Annotated in this window: 30 protein-coding genes; 19 read left to right on the forward strand and 11 right to left on the reverse strand. The window is 67.6% G+C overall.

Features of this window, described 5'->3' with window-relative positions; translation table 11 throughout:
- Positions 1 to 3: 3 nt before the first annotated feature.
- The 4 genes from QFZ47_RS17160 to QFZ47_RS17175 are packed head-to-tail and all read right to left on the reverse strand — an operon-like array spanning position 4 to position 4,470.
- Positions 4 to 993 (reverse strand): Bug family tripartite tricarboxylate transporter substrate binding protein, encoded by a 990-nt coding sequence (locus QFZ47_RS17160; RefSeq protein WP_307656769.1) that lies wholly within the window; start codon positions 991 to 993, stop codon positions 4 to 6.
- 45 nt (positions 994 to 1,038) lie between these two features.
- Positions 1,039 to 1,824, reverse strand: coding sequence for an SDR family NAD(P)-dependent oxidoreductase (locus tag QFZ47_RS17165; RefSeq protein ID WP_307656770.1), 786 nt, complete (start codon positions 1,822 to 1,824; stop codon positions 1,039 to 1,041).
- 22 nt (positions 1,825 to 1,846) lie between these two features.
- Positions 1,847 to 3,700: a feruloyl-CoA synthase gene (locus QFZ47_RS17170; protein ID WP_307656771.1), complete on the reverse strand. Its 1,854-nt coding sequence runs from the start codon at positions 3,698 to 3,700 to the stop codon at positions 1,847 to 1,849.
- Positions 3,697 to 4,470, reverse strand: coding sequence for a crotonase/enoyl-CoA hydratase family protein (locus tag QFZ47_RS17175; RefSeq protein ID WP_307656772.1), 774 nt, complete (start codon positions 4,468 to 4,470; stop codon positions 3,697 to 3,699). Before QFZ47_RS17175 ends, QFZ47_RS17170 begins: the two co-directional genes overlap by 4 nt.
- A 104-nt stretch (positions 4,471 to 4,574) precedes the next feature.
- Between QFZ47_RS17175 and QFZ47_RS17180 the strand changes: the two genes are divergently transcribed.
- Entirely contained in the window at positions 4,575 to 5,441 is an 867-nt protein-coding gene (locus QFZ47_RS17180) for an amidohydrolase family protein (protein WP_307656773.1), read from the forward strand.
- On the opposite strand, the gene kefC is transcribed toward QFZ47_RS17180, so the two are convergent.
- Both kefC and kefF read right to left on the reverse strand, forming a co-directional pair.
- On the reverse strand, positions 5,442 to 7,307 hold the full coding sequence (gene kefC, locus QFZ47_RS17185) for a glutathione-regulated potassium-efflux system protein KefC (protein WP_307656774.1): 1,866 nt from the start codon (positions 7,305 to 7,307) through the stop codon (positions 5,442 to 5,444). It abuts the gene before it with no gap.
- Positions 7,308 to 7,309: 2 nt separating this feature from the next.
- Positions 7,310 to 8,005 carry a glutathione-regulated potassium-efflux system oxidoreductase KefF gene (gene kefF, locus QFZ47_RS17190; RefSeq protein ID WP_307656775.1) on the reverse strand — a complete coding sequence of 232 codons (696 nt, stop codon included), beginning with the start codon at positions 8,003 to 8,005 and terminating at the stop codon, positions 7,310 to 7,312.
- Positions 8,006 to 8,097: 92 nt separating this feature from the next.
- On the opposite strand from kefF, the gene QFZ47_RS17195 reads away from it, so the two are divergent.
- Positions 8,098 to 8,718 (forward strand): nucleotide-binding protein, encoded by a 621-nt coding sequence (locus QFZ47_RS17195; protein ID WP_307656776.1) that lies wholly within the window; start codon positions 8,098 to 8,100, stop codon positions 8,716 to 8,718.
- A gap of 52 nt (positions 8,719 to 8,770) precedes the next feature.
- Complete coding sequence (locus QFZ47_RS17200) at positions 8,771 to 9,241, forward strand: MaoC family dehydratase (protein WP_307656777.1); 471 nt, start codon at positions 8,771 to 8,773, stop codon at positions 9,239 to 9,241.
- A gap of 7 nt (positions 9,242 to 9,248) precedes the next feature.
- Here the strand turns inward: QFZ47_RS17200 and trmL are convergent, their stop codons facing one another.
- Together trmL and QFZ47_RS17210 are read right to left on the reverse strand one after the other, a co-directional pair.
- On the reverse strand, positions 9,249 to 9,710 hold the full coding sequence (gene trmL / locus QFZ47_RS17205) for a tRNA (uridine(34)/cytosine(34)/5-carboxymethylaminomethyluridine(34)-2'-O)-methyltransferase TrmL (RefSeq protein WP_307656778.1): 462 nt from the start codon (positions 9,708 to 9,710) through the stop codon (positions 9,249 to 9,251).
- Between the two features lie 22 nt (positions 9,711 to 9,732).
- Positions 9,733 to 10,449, reverse strand: a complete 717-nt coding sequence (locus tag QFZ47_RS17210) for a ComF family protein (protein ID WP_307656779.1) — start codon at positions 10,447 to 10,449, stop codon at positions 9,733 to 9,735.
- Positions 10,450 to 10,472: 23 nt separating this feature from the next.
- Here QFZ47_RS17210 and QFZ47_RS17215 point away from each other — a divergent pair, with 23 nt between their 5' ends.
- From QFZ47_RS17215 to QFZ47_RS17250, 8 genes are all read left to right on the forward strand, one after another.
- Positions 10,473 to 11,387 (forward strand): class I SAM-dependent methyltransferase, encoded by a 915-nt coding sequence (locus QFZ47_RS17215; protein WP_307656780.1) that lies wholly within the window; start codon positions 10,473 to 10,475, stop codon positions 11,385 to 11,387.
- A gap of 168 nt (positions 11,388 to 11,555) precedes the next feature.
- Positions 11,556 to 12,032 (forward strand): DUF2244 domain-containing protein, encoded by a 477-nt coding sequence (locus tag QFZ47_RS17220; protein ID WP_307658954.1) that lies wholly within the window; start codon positions 11,556 to 11,558, stop codon positions 12,030 to 12,032.
- A gap of 60 nt (positions 12,033 to 12,092) precedes the next feature.
- On the forward strand, positions 12,093 to 13,271 hold the full coding sequence (coxB, locus tag QFZ47_RS17225; protein WP_307656781.1) for a cytochrome c oxidase subunit II: 1,179 nt from the start codon (positions 12,093 to 12,095) through the stop codon (positions 13,269 to 13,271).
- Positions 13,272 to 13,317: 46 nt separating this feature from the next.
- Entirely contained in the window at positions 13,318 to 14,949 is a 1,632-nt protein-coding gene (ctaD, locus tag QFZ47_RS17230) for a cytochrome c oxidase subunit I (protein WP_307656782.1), read from the forward strand.
- A 23-nt stretch (positions 14,950 to 14,972) separates the two neighbouring features.
- Positions 14,973 to 15,098, forward strand: a complete 126-nt coding sequence (locus QFZ47_RS17235) for a cytochrome oxidase small assembly protein (RefSeq protein WP_370880585.1) — start codon at positions 14,973 to 14,975, stop codon at positions 15,096 to 15,098.
- Between the two features lie 25 nt (positions 15,099 to 15,123).
- Positions 15,124 to 15,750 (forward strand): cytochrome c oxidase assembly protein, encoded by a 627-nt coding sequence (locus QFZ47_RS17240; RefSeq protein ID WP_307656783.1) that lies wholly within the window; start codon positions 15,124 to 15,126, stop codon positions 15,748 to 15,750.
- Positions 15,747 to 15,956, forward strand: coding sequence for a DUF2970 domain-containing protein (locus QFZ47_RS17245; protein WP_307656784.1), 210 nt, complete (start codon positions 15,747 to 15,749; stop codon positions 15,954 to 15,956). The genes QFZ47_RS17240 and QFZ47_RS17245 overlap by 4 nt, the downstream gene beginning before the upstream one ends.
- Positions 15,957 to 16,017: 61 nt before the next feature.
- Positions 16,018 to 16,899, forward strand: coding sequence for a cytochrome c oxidase subunit 3 (locus QFZ47_RS17250; RefSeq protein WP_307656785.1), 882 nt, complete (start codon positions 16,018 to 16,020; stop codon positions 16,897 to 16,899).
- 74 nt (positions 16,900 to 16,973) lie between these two features.
- Here the strand turns inward: QFZ47_RS17250 and QFZ47_RS17255 are convergent, their stop codons facing one another.
- Entirely contained in the window at positions 16,974 to 17,195 is a 222-nt protein-coding gene (locus QFZ47_RS17255) for a twin transmembrane helix small protein (RefSeq protein WP_015867156.1), read from the reverse strand.
- Positions 17,196 to 17,231: 36 nt separating this feature from the next.
- On the opposite strand from QFZ47_RS17255, the gene QFZ47_RS17260 reads away from it, so the two are divergent.
- From QFZ47_RS17260 to QFZ47_RS17285, 6 genes are read left to right on the forward strand one after another with little or no spacing between them, the layout of a single operon-like run.
- On the forward strand, positions 17,232 to 18,041 hold the full coding sequence (locus QFZ47_RS17260) for an SURF1 family protein (RefSeq protein WP_307656786.1): 810 nt from the start codon (positions 17,232 to 17,234) through the stop codon (positions 18,039 to 18,041).
- On the forward strand, positions 18,025 to 18,708 hold the full coding sequence (locus QFZ47_RS17265) for a redox-active disulfide-containing membrane protein (RefSeq protein WP_307656787.1): 684 nt from the start codon (positions 18,025 to 18,027) through the stop codon (positions 18,706 to 18,708). Before QFZ47_RS17260 ends, QFZ47_RS17265 begins: the two co-directional genes overlap by 17 nt.
- A gap of 7 nt (positions 18,709 to 18,715) precedes the next feature.
- Entirely contained in the window at positions 18,716 to 19,927 is a 1,212-nt protein-coding gene (locus tag QFZ47_RS17270) for a COX15/CtaA family protein (RefSeq protein ID WP_307656788.1), read from the forward strand.
- Positions 19,924 to 20,829: a heme o synthase gene (gene cyoE, locus QFZ47_RS17275; RefSeq protein WP_307656789.1), complete on the forward strand. Its 906-nt coding sequence runs from the start codon at positions 19,924 to 19,926 to the stop codon at positions 20,827 to 20,829. The genes QFZ47_RS17270 and cyoE overlap by 4 nt, the downstream gene beginning before the upstream one ends.
- Before the next feature lie 28 nt (positions 20,830 to 20,857).
- The gene (locus tag QFZ47_RS17280; protein ID WP_307656790.1) at positions 20,858 to 21,475 is read left to right on the forward strand and encodes an SCO family protein; all 618 of its coding nucleotides are present in this window, start codon (positions 20,858 to 20,860) and stop codon (positions 21,473 to 21,475) included.
- A gap of 8 nt (positions 21,476 to 21,483) precedes the next feature.
- Positions 21,484 to 22,323 (forward strand): DNA alkylation repair protein, encoded by an 840-nt coding sequence (locus QFZ47_RS17285; protein ID WP_307656791.1) that lies wholly within the window; start codon positions 21,484 to 21,486, stop codon positions 22,321 to 22,323.
- Positions 22,324 to 22,367: 44 nt separating this feature from the next.
- Here the strand turns inward: QFZ47_RS17285 and rpoH are convergent, their stop codons facing one another.
- Both rpoH and QFZ47_RS17295 read right to left on the reverse strand, forming a co-directional pair.
- Positions 22,368 to 23,309: an RNA polymerase sigma factor RpoH gene (rpoH, locus tag QFZ47_RS17290; protein WP_307656792.1), complete on the reverse strand. Its 942-nt coding sequence runs from the start codon at positions 23,307 to 23,309 to the stop codon at positions 22,368 to 22,370.
- Between the two features lie 146 nt (positions 23,310 to 23,455).
- Entirely contained in the window at positions 23,456 to 23,920 is a 465-nt protein-coding gene (locus QFZ47_RS17295; protein WP_307656793.1) for an Mpo1 family 2-hydroxy fatty acid dioxygenase, read from the reverse strand.
- 174 nt (positions 23,921 to 24,094) lie between these two features.
- On the opposite strand from QFZ47_RS17295, the gene QFZ47_RS17300 reads away from it, so the two are divergent.
- Complete coding sequence (locus tag QFZ47_RS17300) at positions 24,095 to 24,808, forward strand: response regulator transcription factor (RefSeq protein WP_307656794.1); 714 nt, start codon at positions 24,095 to 24,097, stop codon at positions 24,806 to 24,808.
- Positions 24,809 to 24,819: 11 nt separating this feature from the next.
- Positions 24,820 to 26,595 carry an ATP-binding response regulator gene (locus tag QFZ47_RS17305; RefSeq protein WP_307658956.1) on the forward strand — a complete coding sequence of 592 codons (1,776 nt, stop codon included), beginning with the start codon at positions 24,820 to 24,822 and terminating at the stop codon, positions 26,593 to 26,595.
- The last annotated feature ends 8 nt before the right edge of the window (positions 26,596 to 26,603 follow it).

The following is a 26,603-nucleotide window of genomic DNA, read 5'->3' on the forward strand; positions in this document are numbered from 1 at the left end:
GTATCAGGACTCGGCGGTGAAGCCGATCTTCTTGACCAGCGGACCCCAGCGCTCGTATTCGGACTGGAGCGATTTCTTCATGTCCTCGGGCGAGGAGCCGTGGGCGACCAGGCCGACCGACAGCAGGCCATCGGCCACGGCCTTGTCCTTGAGCGCGGCCTGGATCGCGGTGCTCGCCGTGGCAATGACGGCGGCGGGCGTCTTGGCCGGGGCGAAGAAGCCGAACCATTCGTCGGCCACGATTTCCGGGAAGCCCTGCTCGGTGAAGGTGGGCACGTCGGGCAGGTAGGCGGCACGCTGCGCGCCCGAGGTGGCGAGCACGCGCAGCTTGCCGGCCTTGGCGAAGGGCAGGTAGTCGCCCACGGGCGTCATGCTCGAGGCGATCTGCCCGCCCACCACGTCGTTGATGGCCGGCAGGGAGCCGCGGTAGGGCACATGGCGCAGGTCGGTGCCGGTGTTCAGGCCCAGCAGCGCGCCCAGGAAGTGCGGCGTGGAGCCAGCGCCCGGCGAGCCGTAGCTGGCCTGCCCGGCGTTGGCCTTGGCCCAGGCAATGTAGTCCTTCAGCGTCTTCACGCTGGCCGGCACCATCGGCCCGACGGCCAAGCCGTGCGTCATCACGGCGCCGATGGAAACCGGTGCGAAGTCCGCGAGGCCGTAGCTCAGCTTGGTGTAGATGTGCGGGTAGGTCGACAGCGCCGAGGCCTGCGCGAGGCACAGCACCGAGCCGTCGGCCGGCGAGCCCTTGAGCGTGTCGAGCGCAATGCGCCCGCCCGCGCCGGGCTTGTTCTCGACCACCGCGTTGATCTTCGAATAGGGCGTGTCGCCCAGCTTCTCGGCCACCCGGCGCGCCACGCTGTCGCCCGCGCTGCCGGCCGGAAAGCCGTAGTAGATCTTGGCCTGCTGCACGGCCTGGGCGAGTGCGGCAAGCGGATGCAGGGCGCCGAGCGCGGCTGCGCCGCCGAGTGCCTGCACGAATTGGCGTCTGTTGGTCATGGTGTTGTCTCCTTGTTTTCTGGGGCTGTTTGCTGGGGCTGAAAATCAGCGCGGCGCCATGCGCAGGGCGCCGTCGAGGCGGATCACTTCGCCGTTCAGGTGCCCGTTGGTCACGATGTGGCAAGCCAGCTCGGCAAATTCCGAAGGCTTGCCCAGGCGCGGCGGGAACGGGATCGATGCGGCCAGCGACTGCTGCACGGCTTCGGGCAGCTCCATCAGGAGCGGCGTGGCAAACAGGCCCGGCGCCACGGTGCAGACGCGGATCGCATGCTGCGCAAGGTCGCGCGCCATCGGCAGCGTCATGCCGACGAGGCCGCCCTTGGAGGCGCTGTAGGCCTGCTGGCCGACCTGGCCGTCGAAGGCGGCGACGGATGCGGTGAAGAGCATCACGCCTTTTTCGCCGTTGTCGAGCGCCTCGAGCTTCGCGCAGCGCGCCGCGAACAGGCGCGCCATGTTGTAGCCGCCGACCAGGTTGATGTTGACCACGCGCACGAAGTCTTCGAGCGGCGCCGGGTTGCCGTCCTTGCCGACGATGCGCTTGGCGCTGCCGATGCCGGCCACGTTCATGAGGATGCGCGCGGCGCCATGCGCGGCGGCGGCCTTGTCGAGCGCGGCATTGACGCTCTCTGTGTCGGTGATGTCGCAGACGCAAGCCACGGCGCAGCCGACGCCAAATTCTTCGCCGATCTCGGCAGCCACCTTCTCTGCGAGCGCGGCATTGCGGTCGAGCACCGCCACCTTGGCGCCCAGGCGTGCCAGTTCGCGCGCCGTGGCCTCGCCGAGGCCCGATGCGCCGCCGGTCACGAGTGCGGCTTGTCCTTCGATCTTCATGGTGTGTGTCTCCTGGATGGGTTCAGCGGGGCTTCAGGGTGAAGGGCAGGGTGTCGGCATGCAGCGCCTCGACGATCCCGGCGCGGTGCTTGAGTACGGCGCGCTGGTTGATGGAGCCCTTGTCCGTCACCTCGCCCTTGTCGATGGAAGGCGGCTCGGCCATCAGGTAGAGCCGCGCGATGCGGTTGGCGCTGCCGGTGCCCATGGCCGCCAGCTCGTTGGCCACTTGCTGGAAGTGCGCCTGCACCGGCGCGCTTTCGAGCACCTGCTGCATCGATGCGCCTTCGGGCAGGCCGGCCAGCTGCCGCACCTTCTGCGTAGGGAAGACCAGCGCGCCGACTTCCTTCAGGTTGATGCCGGTCAGCACCGCGTCCTGCACGTAGGGCGCACCGGCCGCGATGATCTTGGCGCGCAGCGGCCCCACGCTCACGAAGGTGCCGGTGGCGAGCTTGAAGTCCTCGGCGATGCGGCCGTCGAAGCGCAGGCCGCGGTGGATGTTCTGCTCGTCGATCCACTTCACCGCGTCGCCGGTCGAGAAGAAGCCCTCTTCGTCGAAGGCCTCGGCGGTGGCCTCGGGCGCGCGCCAGTAGCCGGGCGTGATGTTGGGGCCGCGGTAGCGCACCTCGGTCTTGCCGTCGACCTCGATCAGCTTGAGCTCGATGCCGGCCGCGGGCAGGCCCACGTCGCCCGACTTCACCTCGGGGCCGGTGACGTAGAGCGCGAAGGGCCCCGATTCGGTCATGCCCAGGCCCGTGCCCATGACGATGCGCTCGCCGACTTCGGACTCCTGCGTGCGGTGCAGGCTGTCCCACACGGGCTGCGAGAGCGCGGCGCCCGAGTAGAAGAACATCTTCACGCGCGACAGCAGGTTGCGGCGCAGCACCGCATCGGTTTCCATGGCGTGCGCAATGGCCTCGAAGCCGGTCGGCACGTTGAAGTAGATGGTGGGCGCGATCTCGCGCAGGTTGCGCAGCGTCTCGGCCATGCCGCCGGGCGTGGGCTTGCCGTCGTCGATGTAGAGCGTGCCGCCGTTGTCCAGCACGATGCCCACGTTGTGGTTGCCGCCGAAGGTGTGGTTCCACGGCAGCCAGTCGACCAGCACCGGCGGCTCCTCGCCCAGTGCGGGAATCGACTGGCGCAGCTGCTGCTGGTTGGCGCACCACATGCGGTGCGTGTTGATCACCGCCTTGGGCATCTTGGTGGAGCCCGAGGTGAAGAGGAACTTGGTGATGGTGTCGGGGCCGGTGGCGCGCATCGCGGCGTCGATGGCGGGCGTGGCCGGCGTGGCAGCCAGCGCATCGAACGAGGTGGCCGCGCGGCCTTCGAGCCTGCCCTCGGCAAGCACGACTTCGGTTTCGGCAGGCACTGCGGCTGCGATGGCGCGGCCATAGCGTGCGGCATCGGCCGCGAACACCAGGCCCGGCGTGAGCGTGTCCAGCACATGGCGCAGCTTCTCGAAGTCCTGGCTCACGATCGAATAGGGCGGCGACACCGGGCAATAGGGCACGCCGGCATAGAGGCAGCCCAGCGCCAGCAGCGCGTGTTCGATACCGTTTTCGCTCAGGATCGCGACCGGGCGCTCCGCGTTCAGCCCGCGGTCGAGCAGGGCCTGGCCGATGCTGCGCGCCTTCTGCAGCGCCTGGGCGTAGCTCACGCGCTGCCAGTCGCCGGTGCTGCCGTCGGCCAGCCGTTCGCGGCGGGCGATGAAGGTGCGCTCGGGCGCCTGTTCGGCCCAGTGCGCGAGGCGGTCGGTCATGCGGTCGCGATACGGCGCGAGCCGCGTTTCGGCCTTCAGGTATTGCGCGCCCGGTGCGCCTTCGCGCAGCACGGCGCGGGTGACGCCGAAGGCCAGCGGACGGTATCGAACGGTGGTCATCCCTTGCTCACCTTGGCGCCGCGGCCTTCGAGGAAATCGCGCACGCGCTCCTTGGCTTCGGGCGCGGCCTGCACGATGCCGGACATCAGCGCCTCGGTGAAGAAGCCATGGTCGGCCGACTGCTCGGCGATGCGCGGCAGCGCGTGCATCAGCGCGTAGTTGGTCAGCGGCGCATTGGTGGCCACGCGCTTGGCAAGCTCGAAAGCCTTGTCGAAGGCCGTGCCTTCATCGACCAGGTACTGCGCGAAGTTGGCGCGCTCGCCGTCCTCGGCGTTGTAGACGCGGCCGGTCATCATCATGTCGGTCATGCGGGCCACGCCGATCAGCTTGGGAATGCGCACCGAGCCGCCGCCGCCCACGAAGATGCCGCGCGAGCCTTCGGGCAGCGCATAGAAGGTGCTGCGGTCGGCCACGCGGATGTGGCAGGCGCTCGCCAGCTCCAGGCCGCCGCCCACCACCGCGCCGTGCAGCGCGGCGATCACCGGCACCGGGCCGTGCTGGATCAGGTCGAGCGCGCCGTGCCACAGGCGCGAGTGCTGCATGCCCTGGCCCGCGTCGCGCTCCTTCAGCTCGCTCAGGTCGAGGCCGGCGCAGAAATGCGGGCCTTCGCCATCGAGCACCGCGGCGCGCACGGTGGCCGGCAGGGCCTCGAAGGTGTTGCGCAACGCGAGGATCAGGCTGTCCGAGAGCGCATTGCGCTTGGCGCCGCGCGTCAGGCGGACGATGGCGACGTCGCCGCGGATGTCGAGTTGGAGGTCGGGATTGGTCATGATTGCATTCGTGTGTGAGTTGGATTATGGTTATGATAAATAATCAATTCAAGGCACCTGAACCCCCCGATTCCTAGGGACTTACCCGTACTGGAGACAACCACATGGACCACCAGAACCTGATCGCGATCGACATCCACACCCACGCCGAAGTGAGCTGCTGGAACCCGTTCGACAACTATGGCGAGGAATACGACCGCGCCGCCGACAAGTACTTCGGCTCCAGCGGCCGGCCCACCATTGCCGAGAGCGTGGCGTATTACCGCGAACGCAAGATCGGCCTTGTCATGTTCATGGTCGACGCCGAATCGAACATGGGCCGCCGCCGCATTCCGAACGAAGAAATCGCCGAGGCCGCGCAGAAGAACAGCGACATGATGATCGCCTTCGCGAGCATCGATCCGCACAAGGGCAAGATGGGCGCCCGAGAGGCGCGCCGGCTCATCGAGGAGCACGGCGTGAAGGGCTTCAAGTTCCACCCGACGGTGCAGGCCTTCCACCCCTACGACAAGATGGCCTGGCCGCTGTACGAGGTGATCGCCGAGCACAAGCTGCCGGCCATCTTTCACACCGGCCACAGCGGCATCGGCTCGGGCATGCGCTGCGGCGGCGGCCTCAGGCTGGAATACAGCAATCCGATGCACCTGGACGACGTGGCCATCGACTTTCCCGACATGCAGATCGTGATGGCGCACCCCAGCTTCCCGTGGCAGGACGAGGCATTGAGCGTGGCCACCCACAAACCCAACGTCTGGATCGACCTGTCGGGCTGGAGTCCCAAGTATTTTCCGAAGCAGCTGGTGCAGTACGCCAACACGCTGCTGAAGGACCGCATCCTGTTCGGCAGCGACTACCCGCTGATCACGCCCGACCGCTGGATGAAGGACTTCGAGACCGCGGGCTTCAAGCCCGAGGTGATGCCGGGCATCCTGAAGGGCAATGCGGTCCGGCTGCTGAAGCTGGAGGGCTGACTACCCGTCGGCTTCTTCCTTCTTCGTTTCCTCTTCTTCCCCGATCCGCTCCCAGTCGCGGCCCGAGCGGCGCTGCCGCTCTTCGCGTTCGCGCGCCATCTGTTCCTCGAACTGCTGGCGGCCCGCCTTGTTGGCCGCGATCAGCTTGGCGCGGTCCTTGTAGTGCGGGTACATCTCGTCGCTGAGCTTCAGGTTCCGGCGGCGAAAGCGCATGGCCGACTCGCGCGCCTCGTGCGCCGGCCAGCCCAGCGCCTCGAGCGTCGAGCGGGCGCTGCGCAGCGACGACTCGAACACCTCGCGCTCCACATCCGTCACGCCGCGGTCGCGCAGCTGGAAGAGGTGGTTCACGTTGCGGGCACGCGCGATGATGCGGGCCTTCGGAAAGTGCTCCTTCACGAGGTCGACGATCTCGAGCGACTGCTCGATGTCGTCCACCGCCACCACGATGGCCTTGGCCGTGCCGGCGCCCGCGGTGCGCAGCAGGTCGAGCCGCGTGGCGTCGCCATAGAACACGCGAAAGCCGAACTGGCGCAGGCCTTCGACGGTGTCGGCGTCATGGTCGAGCACCGTCACGCGCAGGCCTTGCGACATCAGCATGCGCCCGACGATCTGGCCGTAGCGGCCGAAGCCGCAGATCAGCACCTTGGCGTCCTGCTGCTCGGAAATTTCTTCCAGCTGCGGGCCGTTGCTGCGGCTGTAGCGCGGCAGCACGAACTTGTCGAGCAGCACCAGCAAGAGCGGCGACAGCAGCATCGACAGCGCCACCGCGCCGATCAGGAGCGAGGTGATTTCGGGCGGCAGCACATCGGGCCCCGCGGCCTGGAACACCACGAACGCGAACTCGCCGCCCTGCGCCAGCAGCAGCGTGAACACCGGCCGCTCCTGGTAGGCCAGGCCCATCGCCTTGGCCAGCGCGTAGATCACGGCCAGCTTGATGGCCATGAAGCCGACCACCAGCAGCGCCATCAGCACCGGGCTCGCAATCAGCACGCCGAAGTTGATCGACATGCCCACGGCAATGAAGAACAGGCCCAGCAGCAGGCCCTTGAAGGGCTCGATGTCGGTTTCGAGTTCGCGCCGGTATTCGCTTTCCGCCAGCAGCACGCCGGCAAGGAAGGCGCCCAGCGCCATCGACAGGCCCACGAACTGCATCAGCGCCGCGATGGCCACCACCAGCAGCAGCGCGGCGGCGGTGAAGATCTCGGGCGTGTCGCTGCGCGCGATCCAGCGCAGCAGGGGGCGCAGGGCAAGCCGGCCGCCAAGGATGATGCCGGCGATCACGCCGACGATCTTCAGCGCTTCCAGTGCACGGTCCAGCCCGCTGAGCGACTGTTCGGCTGCCGTGGCGCCTGCCAGCAGCGGCAGCAGCGCGAGGATCGGGATGGCCGCCACGTCCTGGAACAGCAGGATGGAGAAGCCCGCCTGGCCGCTCGGCGTCCGGAGCAGGTTGCGTTCGCCGAACACCTGCAGCGCAATGGCCGTGGACGAGAGCGCAAGGCCGAGCGCCGCCACCAGCGCCACGCGCCATTCGGCACCCACGGCCCAGCCCACGGCAAACAGCACCGCGGCACAGCTCAGCACCTGCGCCGCGCCCCAGCCGAAAATCGGCCGGCGCAGGTTCCACAGGCGCTTGGGTTCGAGTTCGAGCCCCACGAGGAACAGCATCAGCACCACGCCGAACTCGGCGAAATGCAGCACGTCCTCCACGCTGGAGACGAGCCCCAGCCCCCACGGGCCGATGGCGATGCCGGCCACGAGGTAGCCGATGATCGAGCCCAGGCCCAGGGCCCTGGAAAGCGGCACCACCAGCACGGCGGCGCCCAGGTAGATCAGGCTGCTGGTCAGCCAGGCGGGTGCGTGTTCCATGCTCAGGCCATGCCCTCTTCGTTGTTCTTTTCTTCGTTGGCGGCGAACGCCACCTCGTCCATGTCATCGGATTCGGGCGGGCGGTCGGTTGCGGGGATGGGGCAGGCCACGCAGGCATCGAGTTCCTCGAGCTCGGGCCATTGGGGGTAGCTGCCCAGCCGCTGGGCGAACACGTCGACGTGCGCCGCCACCTCGTCCTCGGCGGCGCTGCGTGCGCCGTGCAAGACCAGCGGCGGCAGGAAGCGCATGCCGCAGAGCGCCGCAGTCTGCTCGTAGGGCGGCAGGAAGGCGTCGAAGAAATGGCGGTGGTAGCCCTGGGGGTGGTAGCTGGGCTCGGGGCTGCCCGTGGTGGCGACCAGCCAGCAGTCCTTGCCCTGCAAGGCCGTGCCGCCGGGGCCGTAGGCCCATCCGTAGCCGAGCACGTCGTCGAGCCAGAGTTTTTGCAGCGCCGGCATCGAATACCACTGGATCGGATGCAGCAGCACCACCAGGCTGGCCTTGGCGAGCCGGGCGTGCTCGGCCTCGACGTCGATCGCGAAGTCGGGATAGCTGCCGTAGAGGTCGTTGACATCGACCCCCGGCACGCCGCGCGCGGCGGCCAGCATGCGCCGGTTCACGCGCGAGTCGCGCCAGTGCGGATGGGCCGCGAGCACGTAGATGCCGCCGATGTCGTCGGCGGCCGATGTTGTTGTCGTCATGCTGCGAACATAGCGCAGGTTGGGCGCTTCCCAAGGCTGCGCGCACCTCGTGTCGCTACGATGCGGAGGTTTCCAACTCTGGAGGAGATGCCATGCCGGTGGTTCTGGTCGCCAATCCCAAGGGTGGCGTGGGCAAGTCGACGATCGCGACGAACATCGCGGGCTACTTTGCGAGCCGCGGCCGCGCGGTGATGCTCGGCGACGTGGACCGCCAGCAGTCCTCGCGCCTCTGGCTCGGCCTGCGTCCGCCGCAGGCGCGGCCCATCGCCACCTGGGAAGCCGCCGGCGACAGCGCCTTGGTGCGGCCGCCGCGCGGCACCACGCATGCGGTGCTCGACACGCCGGCCGGGCTGCACGGCTGGCGCTTCAAGGAGGTGCTGGCGCTGGCCGACCGGGTGATCGTGCCGCTGCAGCCGAGCATCTTCGACATCTACGCCACGCGCGATTTCCTCGACCGGCTGATGGAACAGCGCCGCGCCGAAAAGACGAGGATCAGCCTCGTGGGCATGCGCGTGAACGCCCGCACCCTGGCGGCCGACCGGCTGCACGAGTTCATTGCCAGCCTCGGCGTGCCGGTGCTGGGCGAACTGCGCGACACGCAGAACTACGTGCAGCTCGCGGCGCGCGGGCTCACGCTGTTCGACATTGCACCCGGGCGGGTGCAGCGCGACCTGGCGCAGTGGCAGCCGATCTGCGAATGGCTGGAAGCCTGAGGATCACGGCTGTCGCAAGTCCGACAGCGGTGCCGCCGGCCTTGGCGCCAGAATGCCCCGCATGACCAAAAAGACATTCCAGACGCTTCAGGATCTTGCGGCCTGCGTCGGCCAGGAAGTTGCCGTGAGCGACTGGATCACCATCACGCAGGAGCAGGTGAACCAGTTCGCCGAGGCCACGGGCGACCACCAGTGGATCCATGTCGACATCGAGCGCGCCAAGGCCGGGCCCTTCGGCGGCCCGATCGCCCATGGCTTCCTGACGCTGTCGCTGCTGCCGCGCTTCTTCGAGACGGCGCTCGAGGTGGTCGAATCGCGCATGGGCGTGAACTACGGCCTGAACCGGGTGCGCTTCATGTCGCCGGTGCCGGTGGGCAAGCGGCTGCGGTCGCGCATGAAGCTGCTCACGGCGGAGCCGATCGCCGACGACGGCATCCAGATGACCTGGGAAGCCACCATCGAGCTCGAAGGCGCGGCCAAGCCGGCCTGCGTGGCCGAGTCGGTGGTGCGCCGCTACCGCTGAGGCCTGATCAGCCGAACCCGTTCTGCCGCCAGGCCTCGAAGACGGTCACCGCCACCGCGTTCGAAAGGTTCAGGCTGCGCTGTCCTTCGCGCATCGGCAGCCGAAGGCGCTGCGGCTCGGCAAAGCTCTCGCGCACCGCGGGCGGCAGCCCGCTGGTTTCCGAGCCGAACACCAGCCAGTCTCCCGGTTGAAAGCGCACGTCGTGCACGGCGCGCGTACCGCGCGTGGTGAGCGCGAACATGCGCTCGGCGGCCGGACGCTCGGTATCGAGCAGCGCCTGCCAGCTTGCATGGCGCTTGACCTCGGCATATTCGTGATAGTCGAGCCCGGCGCGGCGCAGCAGGCGGTCGTCCATCGAGAAACCCAGCGGCTCGACCAGGTGCAGCGTGCACCCGGTGTTGGCGGCAAGGCGGATCACGTTGCCCGTGTTCGGCGGGATTTCGGGCTGGACCAGGACGATATGGAACATGCGCCGATTGTCGCGGTGCTCGTCAATGCGGCGGATCGGTGCGCGCGAACACGATGGCCGCGACATGCACCGCGCCGGCCAGCCGCAGCGCCGCGGCAGCCGAGAACAGCGAGGCGCCGCTGGTCATCACATCGTCGACCAGCACCACGCGCCGGCCCTGCAGCTGGTGGGCGCGCAAGGGCTCCACCGCGAAGGCGCCGCGCAGGTTGCGAAGGCGCTCGGCGCGCGCGAGGCCGCTCTGCGCCGGTGTTTCGCGGGTGCGCAGCAGCAGCGTCGCGTCGGTCTTGCCGGGCGCGAGCCGGCGCGCCAGTTCGAGCGCCTGGTTGAAGCCGCGCTCGCGCAGCCGGGCCGGCGCCATCGGCATGGGCAGCACCCGGTCGCACTGCTCCAGCGCCGGCTCCACCCAAGGCACGCTGCGCATCAGCGTGGCGAGCGGCCCGGCCCAGCCGGCCTCGCCGTGAAACTTGAACTGGGCAATGCAGTCGGGCCACGGCCACGCATAGGTGCAAGCTGCGAAGCAGGCATCGAGCGGCGGCGCATCGCGCATGCATTCGCTGCACCGGGCCACGCCCTCGGGCACCGGCAGGGCGCAGCTGCCGCAGCGCGCGGCCGGCGGCGCGAAGCGCGTCACGCAGGCATCGCAGATGCGGCGGGACGGCCATGCGCGGCACACCTCGCACTGGCTGGGCAGCCGTGCGAGAAGAGAGGTCAAAGGCCGATCGGCCCAACGGCTGAACATGGGCTCAATATACTCACGGCCCCATGGCCACCGACCCCGCAAGAAGACCGCCGACCATCGATCCCACGGCGGCCGCGCGCTGGAGCCGGCTCGCGCCTGGCTCCGGCTCGCCCTGGCTGCACGAGGAAATCGGCCGCCGCATGGAAGACCGGCTGCAATGGATCAAGGCGCAGCCGCGCACCTGGGCCGACTGGGCGCCGCTGCGCGGCGGCCTCGAGGCGCACGAACTGGTGGCCAGGCGCTATCGCGAAGCCGCCTGCTTCGTGATCGAACCCGAAGCGAACCTGGCCGCCGCGGCCGGCCAGGCGCTGGCCGCGCCCTGGTGGAGCGCGCGGCGCTGGCAGGGCGGCAAGGCGCGCTTCGATGCGCCGCCGGAAGATGGCGTGGACCTGCTCTGGGCCAACATGTCACTGCACATGGCGGCCGATCCCGAGGCGCTCATCGCGCGCTGGCACCGGCTGGTGGCGACCGACGGCTTCCTGATGTTTTCGTGCCTGGGCCCCGACACGGTCCGCGAGCTGCGGGCGCTGCATGCGCGGCTGGGCTGGCCGGCCGCGGGCCACGAATACACCGACATGCACGATTGGGGCGACATGCTGGTGCATGCCGGCTTCGCCGAACCGGTGATGGACATGGAACGCATCGTGCTTACCTGGGCCACGCCCGAGGCGGCGCTGGCCGAGCTGCGCACGCTCGGGCGCAACCTGCATCCGGCGCGCTTCCCGGCGCTTCGCGGCAAGGCATGGCACCAGGCGCTCAAGCATGCGTTGCCCGAGCTGGCGCCGGCGCAAGAGGGCGGCGGGCGCATCGCGCTGACCTTCGAGGTCATCTACGGCCATGCCTTCAAGCCGGCGCCGCGCGTGGCGCTTTCGGCCGAGAGCGCGGTGTCGCTGCGCGAGATGCGCTCGATGCTGCAGCGCGGCCGGCCCGGCGCCTGATGGGCGCGGGCCGCCAGCTGCGCACCCGCGACCGGGCGTCTGTGTCTACCCGCTACAATCCGCCGTTGCGTGAAACTCGCGGGTAGTGTTCCGCGAACGAGGTCTGTCCGATCCTGTGGAGACAAGGGGTTGGGCAGCCGTCGACGCACCGATTTGCTGAACTCGCCCGTGTCGAATTCCGTGTTTCGTTTTGCCACCGTTTCAGGCCAGAACATCCAATGGTTCCTGAAGCGGAACTGCTCGGTGACGCCGAGCCAGCTGGGCTGGCTCTACGCGTCGCTGTGCGTGGTATCGCTCGGTATCGGCGCGGTCTTCTGGATGCTCGGTGCGCCGCTGGTCCTGCCTTTTGCCTGGCTCGAACTGGCCGCGGTGGGTTTCGCGTTCATGCTGTACGCACGGCACGCAACCGATGGAGAACGGATTGCGCTGCAGGGCGGCCGGCTGGTGGTGGAGCTCGAGAACGGTGGAGACTACGAGCGCACGGAATTTCTGCCGCACCAGGTGCGGATCGAACCGCAGGCCGGCGATCGTTCGCTGATCGAGGTCTCGGGTCAGGGTCGATCGGTCAGGGTGGGGCGCTATGTACGCCCGGAGTTGCGAGCCGCATTGGCGCGCGAGATTCGCATGGCGTTGCGTGGCGCCTGAGGGCTCGCGCGGCGCTGCACGGTTGGGTTTGTTGAAAAAAATTGAAGAAACGTGAACACGATGAAGAGCATTTGGCGCAACAAGTACAGGCCGGCGAATCTGTTGCTGGCGGCCGGCGCGGCTTTCAGCGGCGCGGCGCACGCAGTCAACGATCTGCCCGGCGGCCCTTCGGTGCGCCAGCTGAATCTCCCGCTGGGCGTCACCAAGATTGCGCAGGAACAGCACTTCCTGCACACGGTGATGATGATCCTGTGCACGGTCATCTTCGTTGCCGTGTTCGCGGTCATGTTCTATTCGATATGGAAGCACCGCAAGTCGGTCGGCCACAAGGCGGCCAACTTCCATGAATCGGTGGTGGTCGAGGTCATCTGGACCATCGTGCCCTTCATCATCGTGATCGTGATGGCGCTGCCCGCCACCAAGGTGCTGGTGGCCCAGAAGGACACCACCAACGCCGACCTCACCATCAAGACCACCGGCTACCAGTGGAAGTGGGGCTACGACTACCTGAACGGCGAAGGCGAGGGCCTGGCCTTCATCTCCACGCTCGACAGTTCGCAGCGCGCCATGTCCGACGCCGGCGCCAAGGGCGTCATGCCAGACGACTACCTCTTCAAGGTCGACAACCCGCTGGTGGTGCCGGTCCAGAAGAAGGTCCGCATCATCACCACCGCCAACGACGTGATCCACGCGTTTGCCGTGCCGCAGCTCGGCATCAAGCAGGACGCGGTTCCCGGCTTCGTGCGCGACACCTGGTTCCGCGCCGAAACCGTGGGCGACTACTACGGCCAGTGCCAGGAGCTCTGCGGCAAGGAACACGCCTACATGCCGATCCACGTGAAGGTGGTCTCGGCCGCCGACTACACGGCGTGGGTCGATGGCAAGCGCAAGGAAGCCGCGGCCAAGCTCGACGATCCGGGCAAGGTCTGGGCCCTGCCCGAGATGCTGACGCGCGGCGAGAAGGTCTATGCCGCCAACTGCGCGGCCTGCCACCAGGCCAACGGCAAGGGCGCCGGCCCGATCAAGCCGCTCGACGCCAGCCCCAAGGTGGTCGACGCCGACCACAAGGTGCAGCTGATGGTGCTGCTCAACGGCCAGAACAATGGCGCGATGCCCTCCTGGAAACAGCTGAGCGACACCGATCTCGCAGCGGTCGCCACCTACACCAAGAACAGCTGGTCGAACAAGACGGGCCAGCTGGTGCAGCCGGCCGAAGTTCTGGCCCTGCGCGGCAAGTGACCGTGCCCCAGCGCCCCGCGACGAAGAAATTGCAAGGAACAACGAAATGAGTGCAGTCCTCGACCCCCACGGTCACGCCCACGACGGCCACGCACACGACGAGCACCACGCAGCGCCCACCGGCTGGCGCCGCTGGGTGTTCGCCACCAACCACAAGGACATCGGCACGCTCTACCTGCTGTTCAGCTTCACCATGCTGATGGTGGGCGGCGTGCTCGCGCTCTTGATCCGCGCCGAGCTGTTCCAGCCCGGGCTGCAGCTGGTGAACCCGGAACTGTTCAACCAGTTCACCACCATGCACGGCCTGATCATGGTGTTCGGCGCCATCATGCCGGCCTTCGTGGGCTTCGCGAACTGGATGATCCCGCTGCAGATCGGCGCGTCCGACATGGCGTTCGCGCGCATGAACAACTTCAGCTTCTGGCTGCTGATCCCCGCCGCGCTGATGCTCGTGGGCTCGTTCTTCATGCCCGGCGGCGCACCCGCTGCGGGCTGGACGCTCTATGCGCCGCTCACGCTGCAGATGGGCCCCTCGATGGACGCCGGCATCTTCGCGATGCACATCATGGGCGCCTCGTCGATCATGGGCTCGATCAACATCATCGTCACCATCCTGAACATGCGCGCACCCGGCATGACGCTCATGAAGATGCCGATGTTCTGCTGGACCTGGCTCATCACCGCCTACCTGCTGATCGCCGTGATGCCCGTGCTCGCGGGCGCCATCACCATGACGCTGACCGACCGCCACTTCGGCACCAGCTTCTTCAACCCCGCCGGCGGCGGCGACCCGGTGATGTACCAGCACATCTTCTGGTTCTTCGGCCACCCCGAGGTCTACATCATGATCTTGCCGGCCTTCGGCATCATCAGCCAGATCGTGCCGGCGTTCTCGCGCAAGCGGCTGTTCGGCTACGCCTCCATGGTGTACGCCACCTCGTCGATCGCGATCCTGTCGTTCATCGTCTGGGCGCACCACATGTTCACGACCGGCATGCCGGTCACGGGCCAGCTCTTCTTCATGTACGCGACCATGCTGATCGCGGTGCCCACGGCCGTGAAGATCTTCAACTGGATCGCCACCATGTGGCAGGGCTCGATGACCTTCGAGACCCCGATGCTGTTCGCCGTGGGCTTCATCTTCGTGTTCACGATGGGCGGCTTCACCGGCCTGATCCTGGCCATTGCCCCGATCGACATCCAGCTGCAGGACACCTACTACGTGGTGGCCCACTTCCACTACGTGCTGGTGGCCGGCTCGCTCTATGCGATGTTCGCTGGCTACTACTACTGGGCGCCCAAGTGGACCGGCGTGATGTACAACGAAACGCGCGGCAAGATCCACTTCTGGTGGTCGCTGATCTCGTTCAACGTCACCTTCTTCCCGATGCACTTCCTGGGCCTGGCGGGCATGCCGCGCCGCTATGCCGACTACCCGATGCAGTTCGCCGACTTCAACGCGCTGGCATCGGTCGGCGCCTTCGCCTTCGGTCTTGCCCAGGTTTACTTCTTCTTCTTCATCGTGCTGCCGACCATGCTCGGCAAGGGCGAGAAGGCGCCGCAAAAGCCCTGGGAAGCCGCTGAAGGCCTCGAGTGGGAAGTGCCGTCGCCGGCGCCCTTCCACACCTTCGAGAACCCGCCCAAGCTCGATGCGACCGCCACCAAGGTGATCGGCTGACCGGTTCTCGGCCGCCGGCCCGCATGCCCACCATGACCACGCCCGAACAAAAAAGGAACAACCGACGCATGGGGCTCACGCTGGCCTCCATCGCCGTGCTGTTCTTTCTCGGATTCCTGGTCCGCATGATCTGGCTCAGCGGACGCTGAAGCAGCCAACGGAGCCGTCCGCATCATGAGCCTCGGTCAACGCATCAAGCGCGCCAATGTCCGCATGGTCGGCAAGCTGGCGGTCGTGGCCTGCGGCATGTTCGCTTTCGGCTATGCGCTGGTGCCGCTCTACCGCGCCATCTGCGAAATGACCGGCATCAACATCCTCGCGCTCAGCGAGCTCGAGGTGCCGGGTGGCGCGAGCGGCGGCAGGAACGTGCGCGTGCCAGACAACACGCAGGTCGACACCACGCGCACCATCACGGTCGAATTCGACTCCAACGTGCGCGGCGGTCTCTGGGACTTCAAGCCCGCGGAGCGGACGATGCAGGTGCATCCCGGCCAGCTCAACACCGTGGTCTACGAATTCCAGAACGTGCAGAACCGCCGCATGGCGGCGCAGGCCATTCCGAGCTATGCGCCGCAGCAGGCCGCGCCGTATTTCAACAAGCTCGAATGCTTCTGCTTCAACCAGTACACGCTCGATCCGGGCGAGAAGAAGCAGTGGCCCGTCGCCTTCGTGATCGACCCGAAGATCTCCAAGGACGTGAAGACCATCACGCTGTCCTACACCTTCTTCGAAGTCGGCGGCAAGACGCCCGCGGCCCCGGTGGCCGCTGTTTCGAATGCTGCCCATGAGCCCCGCTCGTGACCGCTCCGAACACGCCGCCCAAGGCCACGCTGTGGGACACGGTGAAGGCTGTGGGCTGGTCGTTCTTCGGGGTGCGCAAGAAAAGCGCCTACCAGGACGACCTGGCCAAGCTGAACCCGCTGCACATCATCGCGGTGGCCTTTGCCGCGGTCATCGTTTTCATCGTCGGCCTGGTGCTGCTGGTGCGCTACGTGGTTGCGCCCTGAGCATGGTCCACGACACCCAGAACCCATCGAATCGAGAGAAGAAAGAAAGCCAGGAGCTGATATGAGTTCAACCACCCACGGCGCCACGCCCTACTACTTTGTGCCCGGGCCGTCCGCCTACCCGGTCATGGCCGCGACCGGCCTCTTCTTCGTGATCCTTGGCGCGGGCCAATGGATCAACGGCCACCAGTGGGGCGCCTGGTCCCTGCTGGTCGGCATGCTCGGATGGCTCGCCACGCTGTTCGTGTGGTTCCGCACCGCCATCGGCGAGAGCGAAAGCGGCCGCTACGGCCACAAGGTCGACCTCTCGTTCCGCTGGAGCATGAGCTGGTTCATCTTCTCCGAAGTGATGTTCTTCGGCGCCTTCTTCACCGCGCTGTGGTGGACCCGCACCCATTCGCTGCCGGCGCTCGGCAGCCTCGACAACGCGCTGCTCTGGCCCGACTTCAAGGCCGTCTGGCCCAGCATTGCCGCCGGCGTCACCGGTTCGCCGGCCGACATCGTCGAGCCCTTCCAGACCGTCGGCCCGTTCTGGCTGCCCACGATCAACACCGCGCTGCTGCTGAGCTCGGGCGTCACGCTCACCATTGCCCACCACGCGCTGCGCGCCGGCCATCGTGCACAGACCATCCGCTTCATGTGGCTCACCGTGCTGCTCGGCGTGCTCTTCCTGGGCGTGCAGGGCTACGAGTACCACCATCTGTACACCGAGCTGAACCTCAAGCTCAGCTCCGGTGCCTACGGCTCGACCTTCTTCATGCTGACCGGCTTCCACGGCCTGCACGTGTTCATCGGCATGCTGATGCTGCTGTTCATCACGCTGCGCCTGCAGAAGGGCCACTTCACGCCGGAGCGCCATTTCGGCTTCGAAGGCGCGGCCTGGTACTGGCACTTCGTCGACGTGGTGTGGCTCGGCCTCTACACGCTGGTGTATTGGCTTTGAGCGAACCCCGCGGCATGCAGACAAAAAGGCGCCGAAAGGCGCCTTTTTCATGGTTCTCGTGGAACGAGCACCATCTACTTGCCGAGCGGGAGCCCGGTGGGCTGGATGTAGCCGAACTTCCAGGCCAGCAGCATGCAGAGGAACAAAAACACCGAGAGGCCGATCCGAAAGGTCAGCGCGCGCGCCATGCCGCCGCTCTTGGCGCGTCCGTTGCGCCCGTCTTTCAGCATGTAGAAGAGCGCGAAGGCCAGGCTCGCGAAGATGCCCACGAAAACCAGGGCGACGAAGTATTTCATGACCCCAATTATCGGCCGCACGCCTCATCCACTCCAGTGATGCCGCAACCCCTTCACCCCGCCAGGGCGAGACCAAGACGGGGCCGCTTCCTGCTGGTCACGCTGGCCGCCGTGCTGACCATGGCCGCCACGGTGTCGCTGGGCCGCTGGCAGCTCTCGCGCGCGGCGCAGAAGGAGGCGCTGCAGGCCGAGATCGAGGCCCAGAAGCAGAAGCCGCCGCTGGCCCAGGCCGAATTTCTTGCGCTCGAAGCGCCGGCCGGCGCGCTGCACCGGCCCGTGCGGCTGCGCGGCCTCTGGCTGACGCCGCAAACGGTTTACCTGGACAACCGGCAGATGCACGGCGTGCCTGGCTTCTATGTGCTGACGCCGTTCGCCCTGGAAGGCAGCGACCAGGCCGTGATGGTGCAGCGCGGCTGGGTGCAGCGCAATTTCAACGACCGCACCCAGCTGGGCGCGGTCGAGACGCCGGCCGGCATTGTCGAAGTCACGGGCCTGATCGAGCCACCGCCGGGCCATTTGTTCGAACTCGGCAAGCCGGCTGCGGCGGCCTCGGCACCGGAATCCGCGGGGTCTTCGCCCATCCGGCAGAATCTCGACCTGGAAGCGTTCCGCGACGAAACCAAGCTGCCGCTGCGAACCGATGTGTCGCTGCAGCAGGTCGGCCCCGCTTCCGAGGGGTTGCAGCGCGACTGGCCGGCCCCCGCTCTGGGTCTGGAGAAGCACTACGGCTATGCATTCCAGTGGTTCGGGCTTTCGGCTCTCGTGGTCATCCTCTATGTCTGGTTCCAAATCATTTCCCCCTACCGCCGCTCGAGACGCCGCGCACGCGATGAACGCAGCCTCTGACGAACCACTGGGCCTGACGGTGCATTCGATGCCGTCGCCCAACCAGGCGCTCGATGGCGCCGAGGGCCGCCGCACGGTGGTCGGACGCTGGAAGATGATCGCCGTGATGCTGATGTGCGCCGCGCCGGTCGTCGCGTCCTACTTCACCTACTACGTGATCCGGCCCGAGGGGCGCAGCGTCTACGGCGAGCTCATCGATCCGCAGCGCACCCTGCCGGCATTCACCGCGACGGACCGCAACGGTGCGCCGGTCGACTCTGCCACGCTCAAGGGCCAGTGGCTGCTGGTGGCGGTGGCCGATGCGGCCTGCGACGCGCTCTGCGAGCAGCAGCTCTACCTGCAGCGCCAATTGCGCGAAAGCCTGGGCCGCGAGAAAGACCGGCTCGACCGCGTCTGGCTCGTGAGCGATGCGGCGCCCGTTCCGGCGCGGCTGGACAACGGCCTTCGCGGCGCCACCGTGCTGCGCGTGCCGGCCGAGCAAATCGCCAAATGGCTCGCGCCGGTCCCGGGCCATGGGCTGGCCGAGCACCTGTACGTGGTCGACCCGATGGGCAACTGGATGATGCGTTTTCCGGCCCGCATGGACGCCGCGGGCGCCGGCCGCGCCAAGCGCGACCTCGACCGCCTGCTGCGCGCCTCCGCGTCCTGGGACGAGCCGGGCCGCTGATCTCTCCATGGACACGAGCGCCCTGTACGACCTCACCCCCATCGCCTGGCTCATGGCGGCCGGCGTGCTGATCGCGCTCGGCCCGCTGGTGTGGGTGTGGCGCCGCAACGCGGGTGCCGGGCCGGCGCGCCGGCTGCACGCGCTCACCGTGCTGACGCTGTTCCTCACCTTCGACCTCACATTGTTCGGCGCCTTCACCCGGCTCACCGATTCGGGCCTGGGCTGCCCCGATTGGCCGGGCTGCTACGGCAACGCGAGCCCGGTGGGCGCGCGCCACGAGATCGCCATGGCGCAGTCGGCCCAGCCGACCGGTCCGGTCACGCACGGCAAGGCCTGGGTCGAGATGGTGCACCGCTACCTGGCCACCGGCGTGGGCGTGCTCATCCTCGCGCTGGCGGGCGCCACCTGGATCGTGCGGCGGCGCCAGCGCCGCGCGCCGCCGGCGGACGGCGAGCACGCCACGCTCAGCGCCTGGTGGCCCGTGCTGACGCTGGCCTGGGTCTGCCTGCAGGGCGCGTTCGGGGCCCTTACGGTGACCTGGAAGCTCTTTCCCGCCATTGTCACGCTGCACCTGCTGGGCGCCGTGGTACTGCTGGTGCTGCTGTGCATCCAGGCGGTGCGCTATCGGCAGGCCGCCGCGGACCGCCTGCCCACGGTCGTACCGCCCGCATTGCGCAACGGATTGATCGCCACTTCGGCACTGCTGCTGCTGCAGATCGCGCTCGGCGGCTGGGTCAGCACCAACTATGCGGTGCTGGCCTGCACCCAATTCCCGACCTGCCAGGGCAGCTGGTGGCCGCCGATGAATTTTGCGCAAGGCTTCGAGATCTGGCGCCACCTGGGCGTGACCGGCCATGGCGCGCCGCTCGATTTTTCCGCGCTCACCGCCATTCATTACGCGCATCGGCTGATGGCGTATGCCGTCTTCGCCGCGCTGGGCGTGCTCGCCTGGCAGCTGCACCGCATCGAGCCGCTGCGGCCGCAGGCGCGCTGGCTGACGGGGCTGGCCCTGCTGCAGCTGGCCACCGGCCTGGGCAACGTGCTGCTCGGCTGGCCGCTGGCTGCCGCGGTCCTGCACACGGGGGGCGCCGCGGCGCTGGCCGTGGTGCTGACATGGGCGCTGTGCGAGAGCCGCCGCAGGGCTGCCGCTACAGTCGCATGCGACAGAGACACGGCGCTTGGCGCCGCACACAACAACCAGAGGGAGGCCACCGCGTGAGCACGCCGATTTCCGTGCAGCACACAAGCACCGCCAACGTGCTGCGCCAGTTCTATGCGCTGACCAAGCCGCGCGTGGTGCAGCTGATCGTTTTCTGCGCCTTCATCGGCATGGTGCTGGCCGTGCCCGGGCTGCCCTCGTGGGCCGAGGTGCAGCGCGGCGTGCTGGCCTGCATCGGCATCTGGCTGGTGGCGGGTGCGGCGGCGGCGTTCAACTGCCTGGTCGAGAAGGGCATCGACGCCAAGATGAAGCGCACCGCCTGGCGCCCCACGGCGCGCGGGCAGCTCAGCGACCTGCAGGCGCTGGCGTTCTCCGCGCTGCTGTGCGCGGCCGGCTCGGCGCTGCTGTGGTTCGAGGTGAATCCGCTCACCATGTGGCTGACCTTTGCCACCTTCGTCGGCTACGCGGTGATCTACACCGTGATCCTCAAGCCGCTGACGCCGCAGAACATCGTGATCGGCGGCGCCTCGGGCGCCATGCCGCCGGTACTGGGCTGGGCCGCGATGACCGGCGACGTGGGCCCCGAGGCAATGATCCTGTTCCTGATCATCTTCCTGTGGACGCCGCCGCACTTCTGGGCGCTGGCGCTCTACCGCGTCGAGGACTACCGCAAGGCTGGGCTGCCGATGCTGCCCGTCACGCACGGCAACGAGTTCACGCGGCTGCAGGTGCTGCTCTACACCTTCATCTTGTTCGCGGCCTGCCTGATGCCTTTCATCTACGGCATGAGCGGCTGGCTCTACCTGGCGGTGGCGGTGGGCGTGAGCATCGGCTTCACGGGCTATGCCTTCGCACTCTGGCGCAACTACTCCGACATGCTGGCGCGCAAGACCTTCCGGTTTTCGCTGATTCACCTGAGCGTGCTGTTCGCGGCATTGCTCGTCGACCACTACCTCCGCTGATTGATTGACTGATCGAATGCCCGAGCCCATGAACAAGCGAAACGCCCTGAAACTGATTGCCGGCGGTGCGGGATGGGCCGGCATCGCCGCCACCCTGGGCCTGGGGCTTTCGGCCTGCAGCGAGCCCAAGCCGAGCTTCAATGCGGTCGACATCACGGGCGCTGACTATGCCCGCGACTTCTCGCTGAAGGATGCCGACGGCAAGGTCCGCACCTTGGCCGACTTCAAGGGCAGGGTGGTCGTGCTGTTCTTCGGCTACGCGCAGTGCCCCGACGTCTGCCCCACCACCATGACCGAGATGGCGCAGGTCAAGCAGCAGCTGGGCAGCGACGGCGACAAGCTGCAGGTGCTGTTCGTCACGGTCGACCCGGCGCGCGACACGCCCGAAGTGCTCAAGGCCTACATGGGTGCGTTCGATCCGACTTTCGTCGCGCTGATTCCCACGGCCGACCAGCTCGCCACGGTCGCCAAGGACTTCAAGGTCTACTACAAGAAGGTCGAGGGCAAGACCCCCACGAGCTATTCGATGGACCATTCGGCCGCGAGCTTTGTCTACGACACCGACGGCCGGCTGCGGCTCTACGCGCGCTATGGCGCCGGCGTGGCGCCGATGGTGTCGGACGTGAAGGCGCTGCTCAAATCCTGACCGGCCCCATGGACGCCGCCGTTGCCCTGGCCTCCATCGACCACCTGAAGGCGCGCAGGGGCGCCTTCCGCATCGCGCTCATTCCGCCCGAGGTGCTGCACGCGCTCAACGACGGGTTGCTCGAAACCGTCAACCTCAATGAATTCCTCGCACTCGAGCTGCCGCGGCTCGCGCGCGCCGTGGCGGACCACATCGGCCTCGATCCGGCGAGCGAGCGGCTGGCCGACACCATCGCCATGCTCGGCGCGTTCAAGCCGATGCAGCGGCACGGCCACATTGCGCGGGCGCTCTACGACCTGGCGGCGCTGCATGCCGAGCGCGATGCCGTCGCCCACCGGCTGGCCACGCACGCCAGCGACGTGGCGCGCTGCTGGGCCGCGCAATGGGTCACGCTCTCGGGCCTGCCGCTGGCGGCGCAGCTGGAGGCGGCGCGGCGCTTTGCCGCCGATCCGCACTTCGGCGTACGGGAAATCGCCTGGATGGCGGTGCGCGACGCGGTCATCGCCTCGCTCGACGAGTCGCTCGCGCTGCTGCAGCCATGGACGGCCGACGCCGATCCGAACATCCGCCGTTTTGCCAGCGAACTCACACGTCCGCGCGGCGTCTGGTGCACGCAGATCGATGCACTCAAGGCAGAACCCTGGCGCGCCTTGCCGCTCATCGAGCCGCTGCGGGCCGACACCAGCCGCTATGTGCAGAACTCGGTGGCCAACTGGCTCAACGACGCGAGCAAGACGCAGCCCGAATGGGTCGACCGGCTCTGCGCGCGCTGGGTGGCCGAATCGGACACGCCGGCCACCCGCTATATCGCCAGGCGGGCGCTGCGGACGCTGGCCAAACAGGCATGAAAAAGCCCGGCACGCGGCCGGGCTTGTTCTGGAGAAGCGGGGGCTCAGGCGTAATCGGCCAGCGCCTTCTTCATCTTCTTCATGGCCGCGACTTCGATCTGGCGAATGCGCTCGGCGCTCACGCCGTACACCGCCGCCAGATCATGCAGCGTCATGCCGCCCGAACCGTCGTCGTTGACCTTGAGCCAGCGCTCTTCCACGATGCGGCGGCTGCGGTCGTCCAGCGCTTCGAGGGCGGTGGCGATGCCGTCGCTCGAGAGCCGGTCGCGCTGCTGCGACTCGAGCAGCGCGGTCGGCTCCTGCGTGGCATCGGCCAGGTAGGCGATCGGGCCGAAGGCTTCATCGCCGTCGTCCGACGGACCCGGGTCGAGCAGCACGTCGCCGCCCGACAGGCGGGTTTCCATCTCGAGCACTTCCTCGGGCTTGACGTTGAGCCGGGCCGCCATCTGCGACACCTCGTCGGGGCTCAGCGTCTCGCGGTGCGTGCCGTTGTCGGCTGCGGCCGAGTCGGCCTTGAAGCTCTGCTTCATCGAGCGCAGGTTGAAGAACAGCTTGCGCTGGGCCTTGGTCGTCGCGACCTTGACCATGCGCCAGTTCTTCAGGATGTACTCGTGGATCTCGGCCTTGATCCAGTGCATGGCGTAGCTCACGAGCCGCACGCCCTGGTCGGGGTCGAAGCGCTTCACGGCCTTCATGAGGCCGACGTTGCCTTCCTGGATCAGGTCGCCGTGCGGCAGCCCGTAGCCCAGGTATTGGCGCGAAATGGACACCACGAGGCGCAGGTGCGAGAGGATCAGCGCACCGGCCGCTTCGAGGTCGTTGTGGTCGCGCAAACGGCGTGCGAAGCCCTGCTCTTCTTCGAGCGTGAGCATCGGCAGGCGATTGGCGGCCGAAATATAAGCATCCAGGTTACCCAGCGGCGGCACCATCGACCATGGATTGGCGACAGCGAGCTGGTTGGCAGAGGCTCCAGACAGCGTGGTCATCAGGGGAAACTCCTTTGTAGAGGGCATGTTAGCACTCGATTAGAGGGAGTGCTAAGCTAAGGGTTCCCCCTAAGTTTCTATCGCACCGATAGCCAAAGCTGTCAGCCGGGCGGCGATCCGGCCTGCGGCGCCGTCCGACCCGAGGCTTACCAGCGGATACCGAGGCGCAAAAACAGCTTGGAGAGTACGAACAGGGGCCCCACCCAGAGGTATTGGATGTCTTCGAAGAAAGAAGGTTTCCTGCCTTCGATCTTGTGGCCGATGAACTGGAAGATCCATGCCACCACGAAGATGGCGGCGGAAACCGGCAGTACAAGGCTGCCCATGGCGTGAACCAGCGCCAGCACCAGGGCCGTGCCGGCCAGCATGGCGACGAGGAAGGCAGGGGAGCGGAGCGTGGCGTAGTAGACCAGGCTCGCCGCCACGAAGATGTAAGCCACCCACGGATGCAGCACAAACAGCAGGCCGACGATGCTCAGCATGATGGCCGGAATCGCGGCGAAGTGGATCAGCTCGTTGGTGGGATGGCGGTGGCTTTCGCCGTAGTGGGCCAGCAGCCTGTCGACCTTGCGTCCGCCCGCAGCCAGCGGAGCATCGGCGGTGTGCATCATGTTCCTGTCTCCAGAAGCGCCGTTCCGTTCGGTGCGGCGGGGTAGCGCATGGTGCTCCCGCCCGCAGCGGATGGCAAGTGCTATGCAAACGGTAGCAAGCGCTTCCCGAATCCGGTGGCCGCACCATGACTTTGGGCACTGTTGCGCGCGGGGGGCATCGCTAAGATCGACCGCGTGGCCTCGCTCGAATCTTCCTCCCATCCGCCGCCGCCGCTTCTGGGCGGCGGTATCCCGGCGCACCCGCCGGGCGCGATCCTGGTGGTGGACGACCACGATCTGCTGCGGCTCGGGGTGCGTGCGCTGGTTCAGGCGCAGACCGCTTCTTCGGGCGCGAGCATCGAGGTCTTCGAGGCCGGCAGCGCGGCCGAGGCGCTGGCGCTCTACGAAAAGCACCGCGAGTCGATCCGCCTGGTGCTGCTGGACCTGGCGCTGCCCGACACCCACGGCCTGAGCGGCCTCGCGGAATTCCGCCTGCGCCATCCGTCCGCCCGCATCGTGGTGCTTTCGGGCACCGGCAGCACGTCGCTGGCGCAGGGGGCGGTGGCGTTGGGCGCGAGCGCCTTTCTTCCCAAGTCGGCGGACCTGAAGGAGGTGGTGGGATTCATCCGCGCCTGCGGCCTGCTCGAGCCCGGCGCATCCGGAATCTCCCCTCTCGCCACGGTGCCGAAGGCGCTCGGCAGCTGGGCTGAATCCGCCCAGGCCAGCGCCTGGCAGGAACTCACGCCGCGCCAGATGCAGGTGATGCAGTGGGTGCTCGAAGGCAAGGCGAACAAGGAAATCGCCCAGCTCGCGAACCTGAGCGAGGGCACGGTGAAGAACCACGTATCGACCATCCTGCTGCTGTTCGGCGTGCGTTCGCGTGCGCAGCTGATCAGCAGCCTGCGTTGAGCCCGCTGCGCATGGCCGACGCGCCGCTGAGCCAGCAGGTGCTGCGCGAGCACGTGGCGTCGGTCTATTTCAACTACAACGCGACCTTCCTGGCCCGCGTCGTCTTCGTGCTGGTGCTCGGCGCGTTCATGTACCTGCAACTGGGCGACCCGATGGTGCTGCCCTTCGTCGTGCTGCATCTGACGCTGTACCTGGGCATGTACTTCACGCCGCGCTGGAATCCCTCGGTTCGGGCGGCCGACAGCGCCTGGTGGGCGCGCAAGATCACCCGCATCGTGACCCTGCTCGGGTTTGCCGATGCCTTGGCGCCGTGGATCTTCGTGCCCGCGGGCAACCTGCCGGTCACCGCCGCGCTGATGGTGGTGATGATGGGCAACTGCGCCCGTGCCGTGCAGTCGCTGCGGCCGCTGAAGGCGGCGCTGTTCGGCCACACGCTGCCCATGATGGGCGGGCTGATCATTGCCCTGGCCTGGCAGCGCGACTCCATCCATCTCTTCCTCGCGGCCTTTGCCGCGATCTACCTTTTCCTCATGCTGCGCGTCGGCGTTCAGGAGCACAGGCTGCTGGCCGATTCGCTGATCCTGCGCTTCGAGAAGGAGGCCCTGGCCGTGCGGCTGGAGGAACAGATCGCCGCCACCGAACGGGCCAGCCAGGAAAAGACCCGCTTCCTGGCCAGCGCCAGCCATGACCTGCGGCAGCCGCTGCACGCCATCGCGCTGTTCGGCGCCGCGCTCGAGAACGAGCTGCGCGGCCGTCCGGAAGGAGTCAATGCCGAGCGCCTGATGCGCGCCGTGAATGCGCTGGGCACGTCGCTGGACACCATGCTCGACGTCTCGAAGCTGGATGCGGGGGTGGTCTTGCCCGAGCTTCAGGCGGTGCAGCTCGACGGCTTGTTCCTGCCGCTCAACCACATGTTCTCGGCACGCGCCGAGCAGAAGGAACTGCAGTTGCGCGTGCGCGCGAGCGGGCTGTGGGTGCACAGCGATCCGCAGCTGTTGCATCGCCTGCTTTCCAACCTGATCGACAACGCACTCAAGTACACGGCGAGCGGCGGCGTGACCGTGACGGCCCGGGCGCGTGCAGATGCCGTCTGGATCGAGGTGCGCGACACCGGCATCGGCATCGCCCCCGAGCAGCTGGGGCGCATCTTCGAGGAGTTCTACCAGGTCGGCAATCTCGGCCGGGACCGCTCGCAGGGCCTGGGTATCGGCCTGTCGATCGTGCAGCGCCTGTCGCGGCTGCTGGACCATCCGATGCAGGTGCATTCGCGCCCGGGCCGGGGAACCTGCTTTCGCGTGGTGCTGCCTGCGGCCGGGCCGCGGGTGGGCGCACCGCCGGCCGGCCCGATCCTCCAGGGTGTGGAAGCACATCGGCGCCGCGATGCAGCGGCACAGGCGCTGCCCGGCCGCGTGCTGCTGGTCGACGACGAAGCGGAAATCCGGGAGGCCATGGGCCAACTGCTTCGCTCCTGGTCGATCGAGGTGCAGGCGGTGGCCGACGAAGCGCAGGCCGAAGAGGCCATGGCACAGGCGCAGGGCCGGGCCCAGCCCTTCGATCTGCTGATCTGCGACTACCGACTGGCCAACGGCACTGACGGACTCGATACCGGCCTGCGCCTGCGCCAACGCTTCGGCTCCGGCATGCCGTTGTTGCTGGTCACCGGCGAAACAGCGCCGGAACGCCTGAAGCGGGTCCGTGCATCCGGCGTCGCCGTGCTGTTCAAGCCGGTGGACGCCGGCAAGCTGTTCCAGACCCTGGCCGAACTCGCGCCCTCCGGCGCACAGTGACTTTCGGC

It is taken from the genome of Variovorax paradoxus (assembly GCF_030815975.1).
In the GTDB taxonomy this organism is placed as follows: domain Bacteria; phylum Pseudomonadota; class Gammaproteobacteria; order Burkholderiales; family Burkholderiaceae_C; genus Variovorax; species Variovorax paradoxus_N.

Bases quoted from the DNA above. Each gene is read 5' to 3' on its own strand.
- QFZ47_RS17160 (WP_307656769.1), bottom strand. From the start codon at position 993: ATGACCAACAGACGCCAATTCGTGCAGGCACTCGGCGGCGCAGCCGCG.
- QFZ47_RS17165 (WP_307656770.1), bottom strand. From the start codon at position 1,824: ATGAAGATCGAAGGACAAGCCGCACTCGTGACCGGCGGCGCATCGGGC.
- QFZ47_RS17170 (WP_307656771.1), bottom strand. From the start codon at position 3,700: ATGACCACCGTTCGATACCGTCCGCTGGCCTTCGGCGTCACCCGCGCC.
- QFZ47_RS17175 (WP_307656772.1), bottom strand. From the start codon at position 4,470: ATGACCAATCCCGACCTCCAACTCGACATCCGCGGCGACGTCGCCATC.
- QFZ47_RS17180 (WP_307656773.1), top strand. From the start codon at position 4,575: ATGGACCACCAGAACCTGATCGCGATCGACATCCACACCCACGCCGAA.
- kefC (WP_307656774.1), bottom strand. From the start codon at position 7,307: ATGGAACACGCACCCGCCTGGCTGACCAGCAGCCTGATCTACCTGGGC.
- kefF (WP_307656775.1), bottom strand. From the start codon at position 8,005: ATGACGACAACAACATCGGCCGCCGACGACATCGGCGGCATCTACGTG.
- QFZ47_RS17195 (WP_307656776.1), top strand. From the start codon at position 8,098: ATGCCGGTGGTTCTGGTCGCCAATCCCAAGGGTGGCGTGGGCAAGTCG.
- QFZ47_RS17200 (WP_307656777.1), top strand. From the start codon at position 8,771: ATGCCCCGCATGACCAAAAAGACATTCCAGACGCTTCAGGATCTTGCG.
- trmL (WP_307656778.1), bottom strand. From the start codon at position 9,710: ATGTTCCATATCGTCCTGGTCCAGCCCGAAATCCCGCCGAACACGGGC.
- QFZ47_RS17210 (WP_307656779.1), bottom strand. From the start codon at position 10,449: ATGTTCAGCCGTTGGGCCGATCGGCCTTTGACCTCTCTTCTCGCACGG.
- QFZ47_RS17215 (WP_307656780.1), top strand. From the start codon at position 10,473: ATGGCCACCGACCCCGCAAGAAGACCGCCGACCATCGATCCCACGGCG.
- coxB (WP_307656781.1), top strand. From the start codon at position 12,093: ATGAAGAGCATTTGGCGCAACAAGTACAGGCCGGCGAATCTGTTGCTG.
- ctaD (WP_307656782.1), top strand. From the start codon at position 13,318: ATGAGTGCAGTCCTCGACCCCCACGGTCACGCCCACGACGGCCACGCA.
- QFZ47_RS17235 (WP_370880585.1), top strand. From the start codon at position 14,973: ATGCCCACCATGACCACGCCCGAACAAAAAAGGAACAACCGACGCATG.
- QFZ47_RS17240 (WP_307656783.1), top strand. From the start codon at position 15,124: ATGAGCCTCGGTCAACGCATCAAGCGCGCCAATGTCCGCATGGTCGGC.
- QFZ47_RS17250 (WP_307656785.1), top strand. From the start codon at position 16,018: ATGAGTTCAACCACCCACGGCGCCACGCCCTACTACTTTGTGCCCGGG.
- QFZ47_RS17255 (WP_015867156.1), bottom strand. From the start codon at position 17,195: ATGAAATACTTCGTCGCCCTGGTTTTCGTGGGCATCTTCGCGAGCCTG.
- QFZ47_RS17265 (WP_307656787.1), top strand. From the start codon at position 18,025: ATGAACGCAGCCTCTGACGAACCACTGGGCCTGACGGTGCATTCGATG.
- QFZ47_RS17270 (WP_307656788.1), top strand. From the start codon at position 18,716: ATGGACACGAGCGCCCTGTACGACCTCACCCCCATCGCCTGGCTCATG.
- QFZ47_RS17280 (WP_307656790.1), top strand. From the start codon at position 20,858: ATGAACAAGCGAAACGCCCTGAAACTGATTGCCGGCGGTGCGGGATGG.
- QFZ47_RS17285 (WP_307656791.1), top strand. From the start codon at position 21,484: ATGGACGCCGCCGTTGCCCTGGCCTCCATCGACCACCTGAAGGCGCGC.
- rpoH (WP_307656792.1), bottom strand. From the start codon at position 23,309: ATGACCACGCTGTCTGGAGCCTCTGCCAACCAGCTCGCTGTCGCCAAT.
- QFZ47_RS17295 (WP_307656793.1), bottom strand. From the start codon at position 23,920: ATGATGCACACCGCCGATGCTCCGCTGGCTGCGGGCGGACGCAAGGTC.
- QFZ47_RS17305 (WP_307658956.1), top strand. From the start codon at position 24,820: ATGGCCGACGCGCCGCTGAGCCAGCAGGTGCTGCGCGAGCACGTGGCG.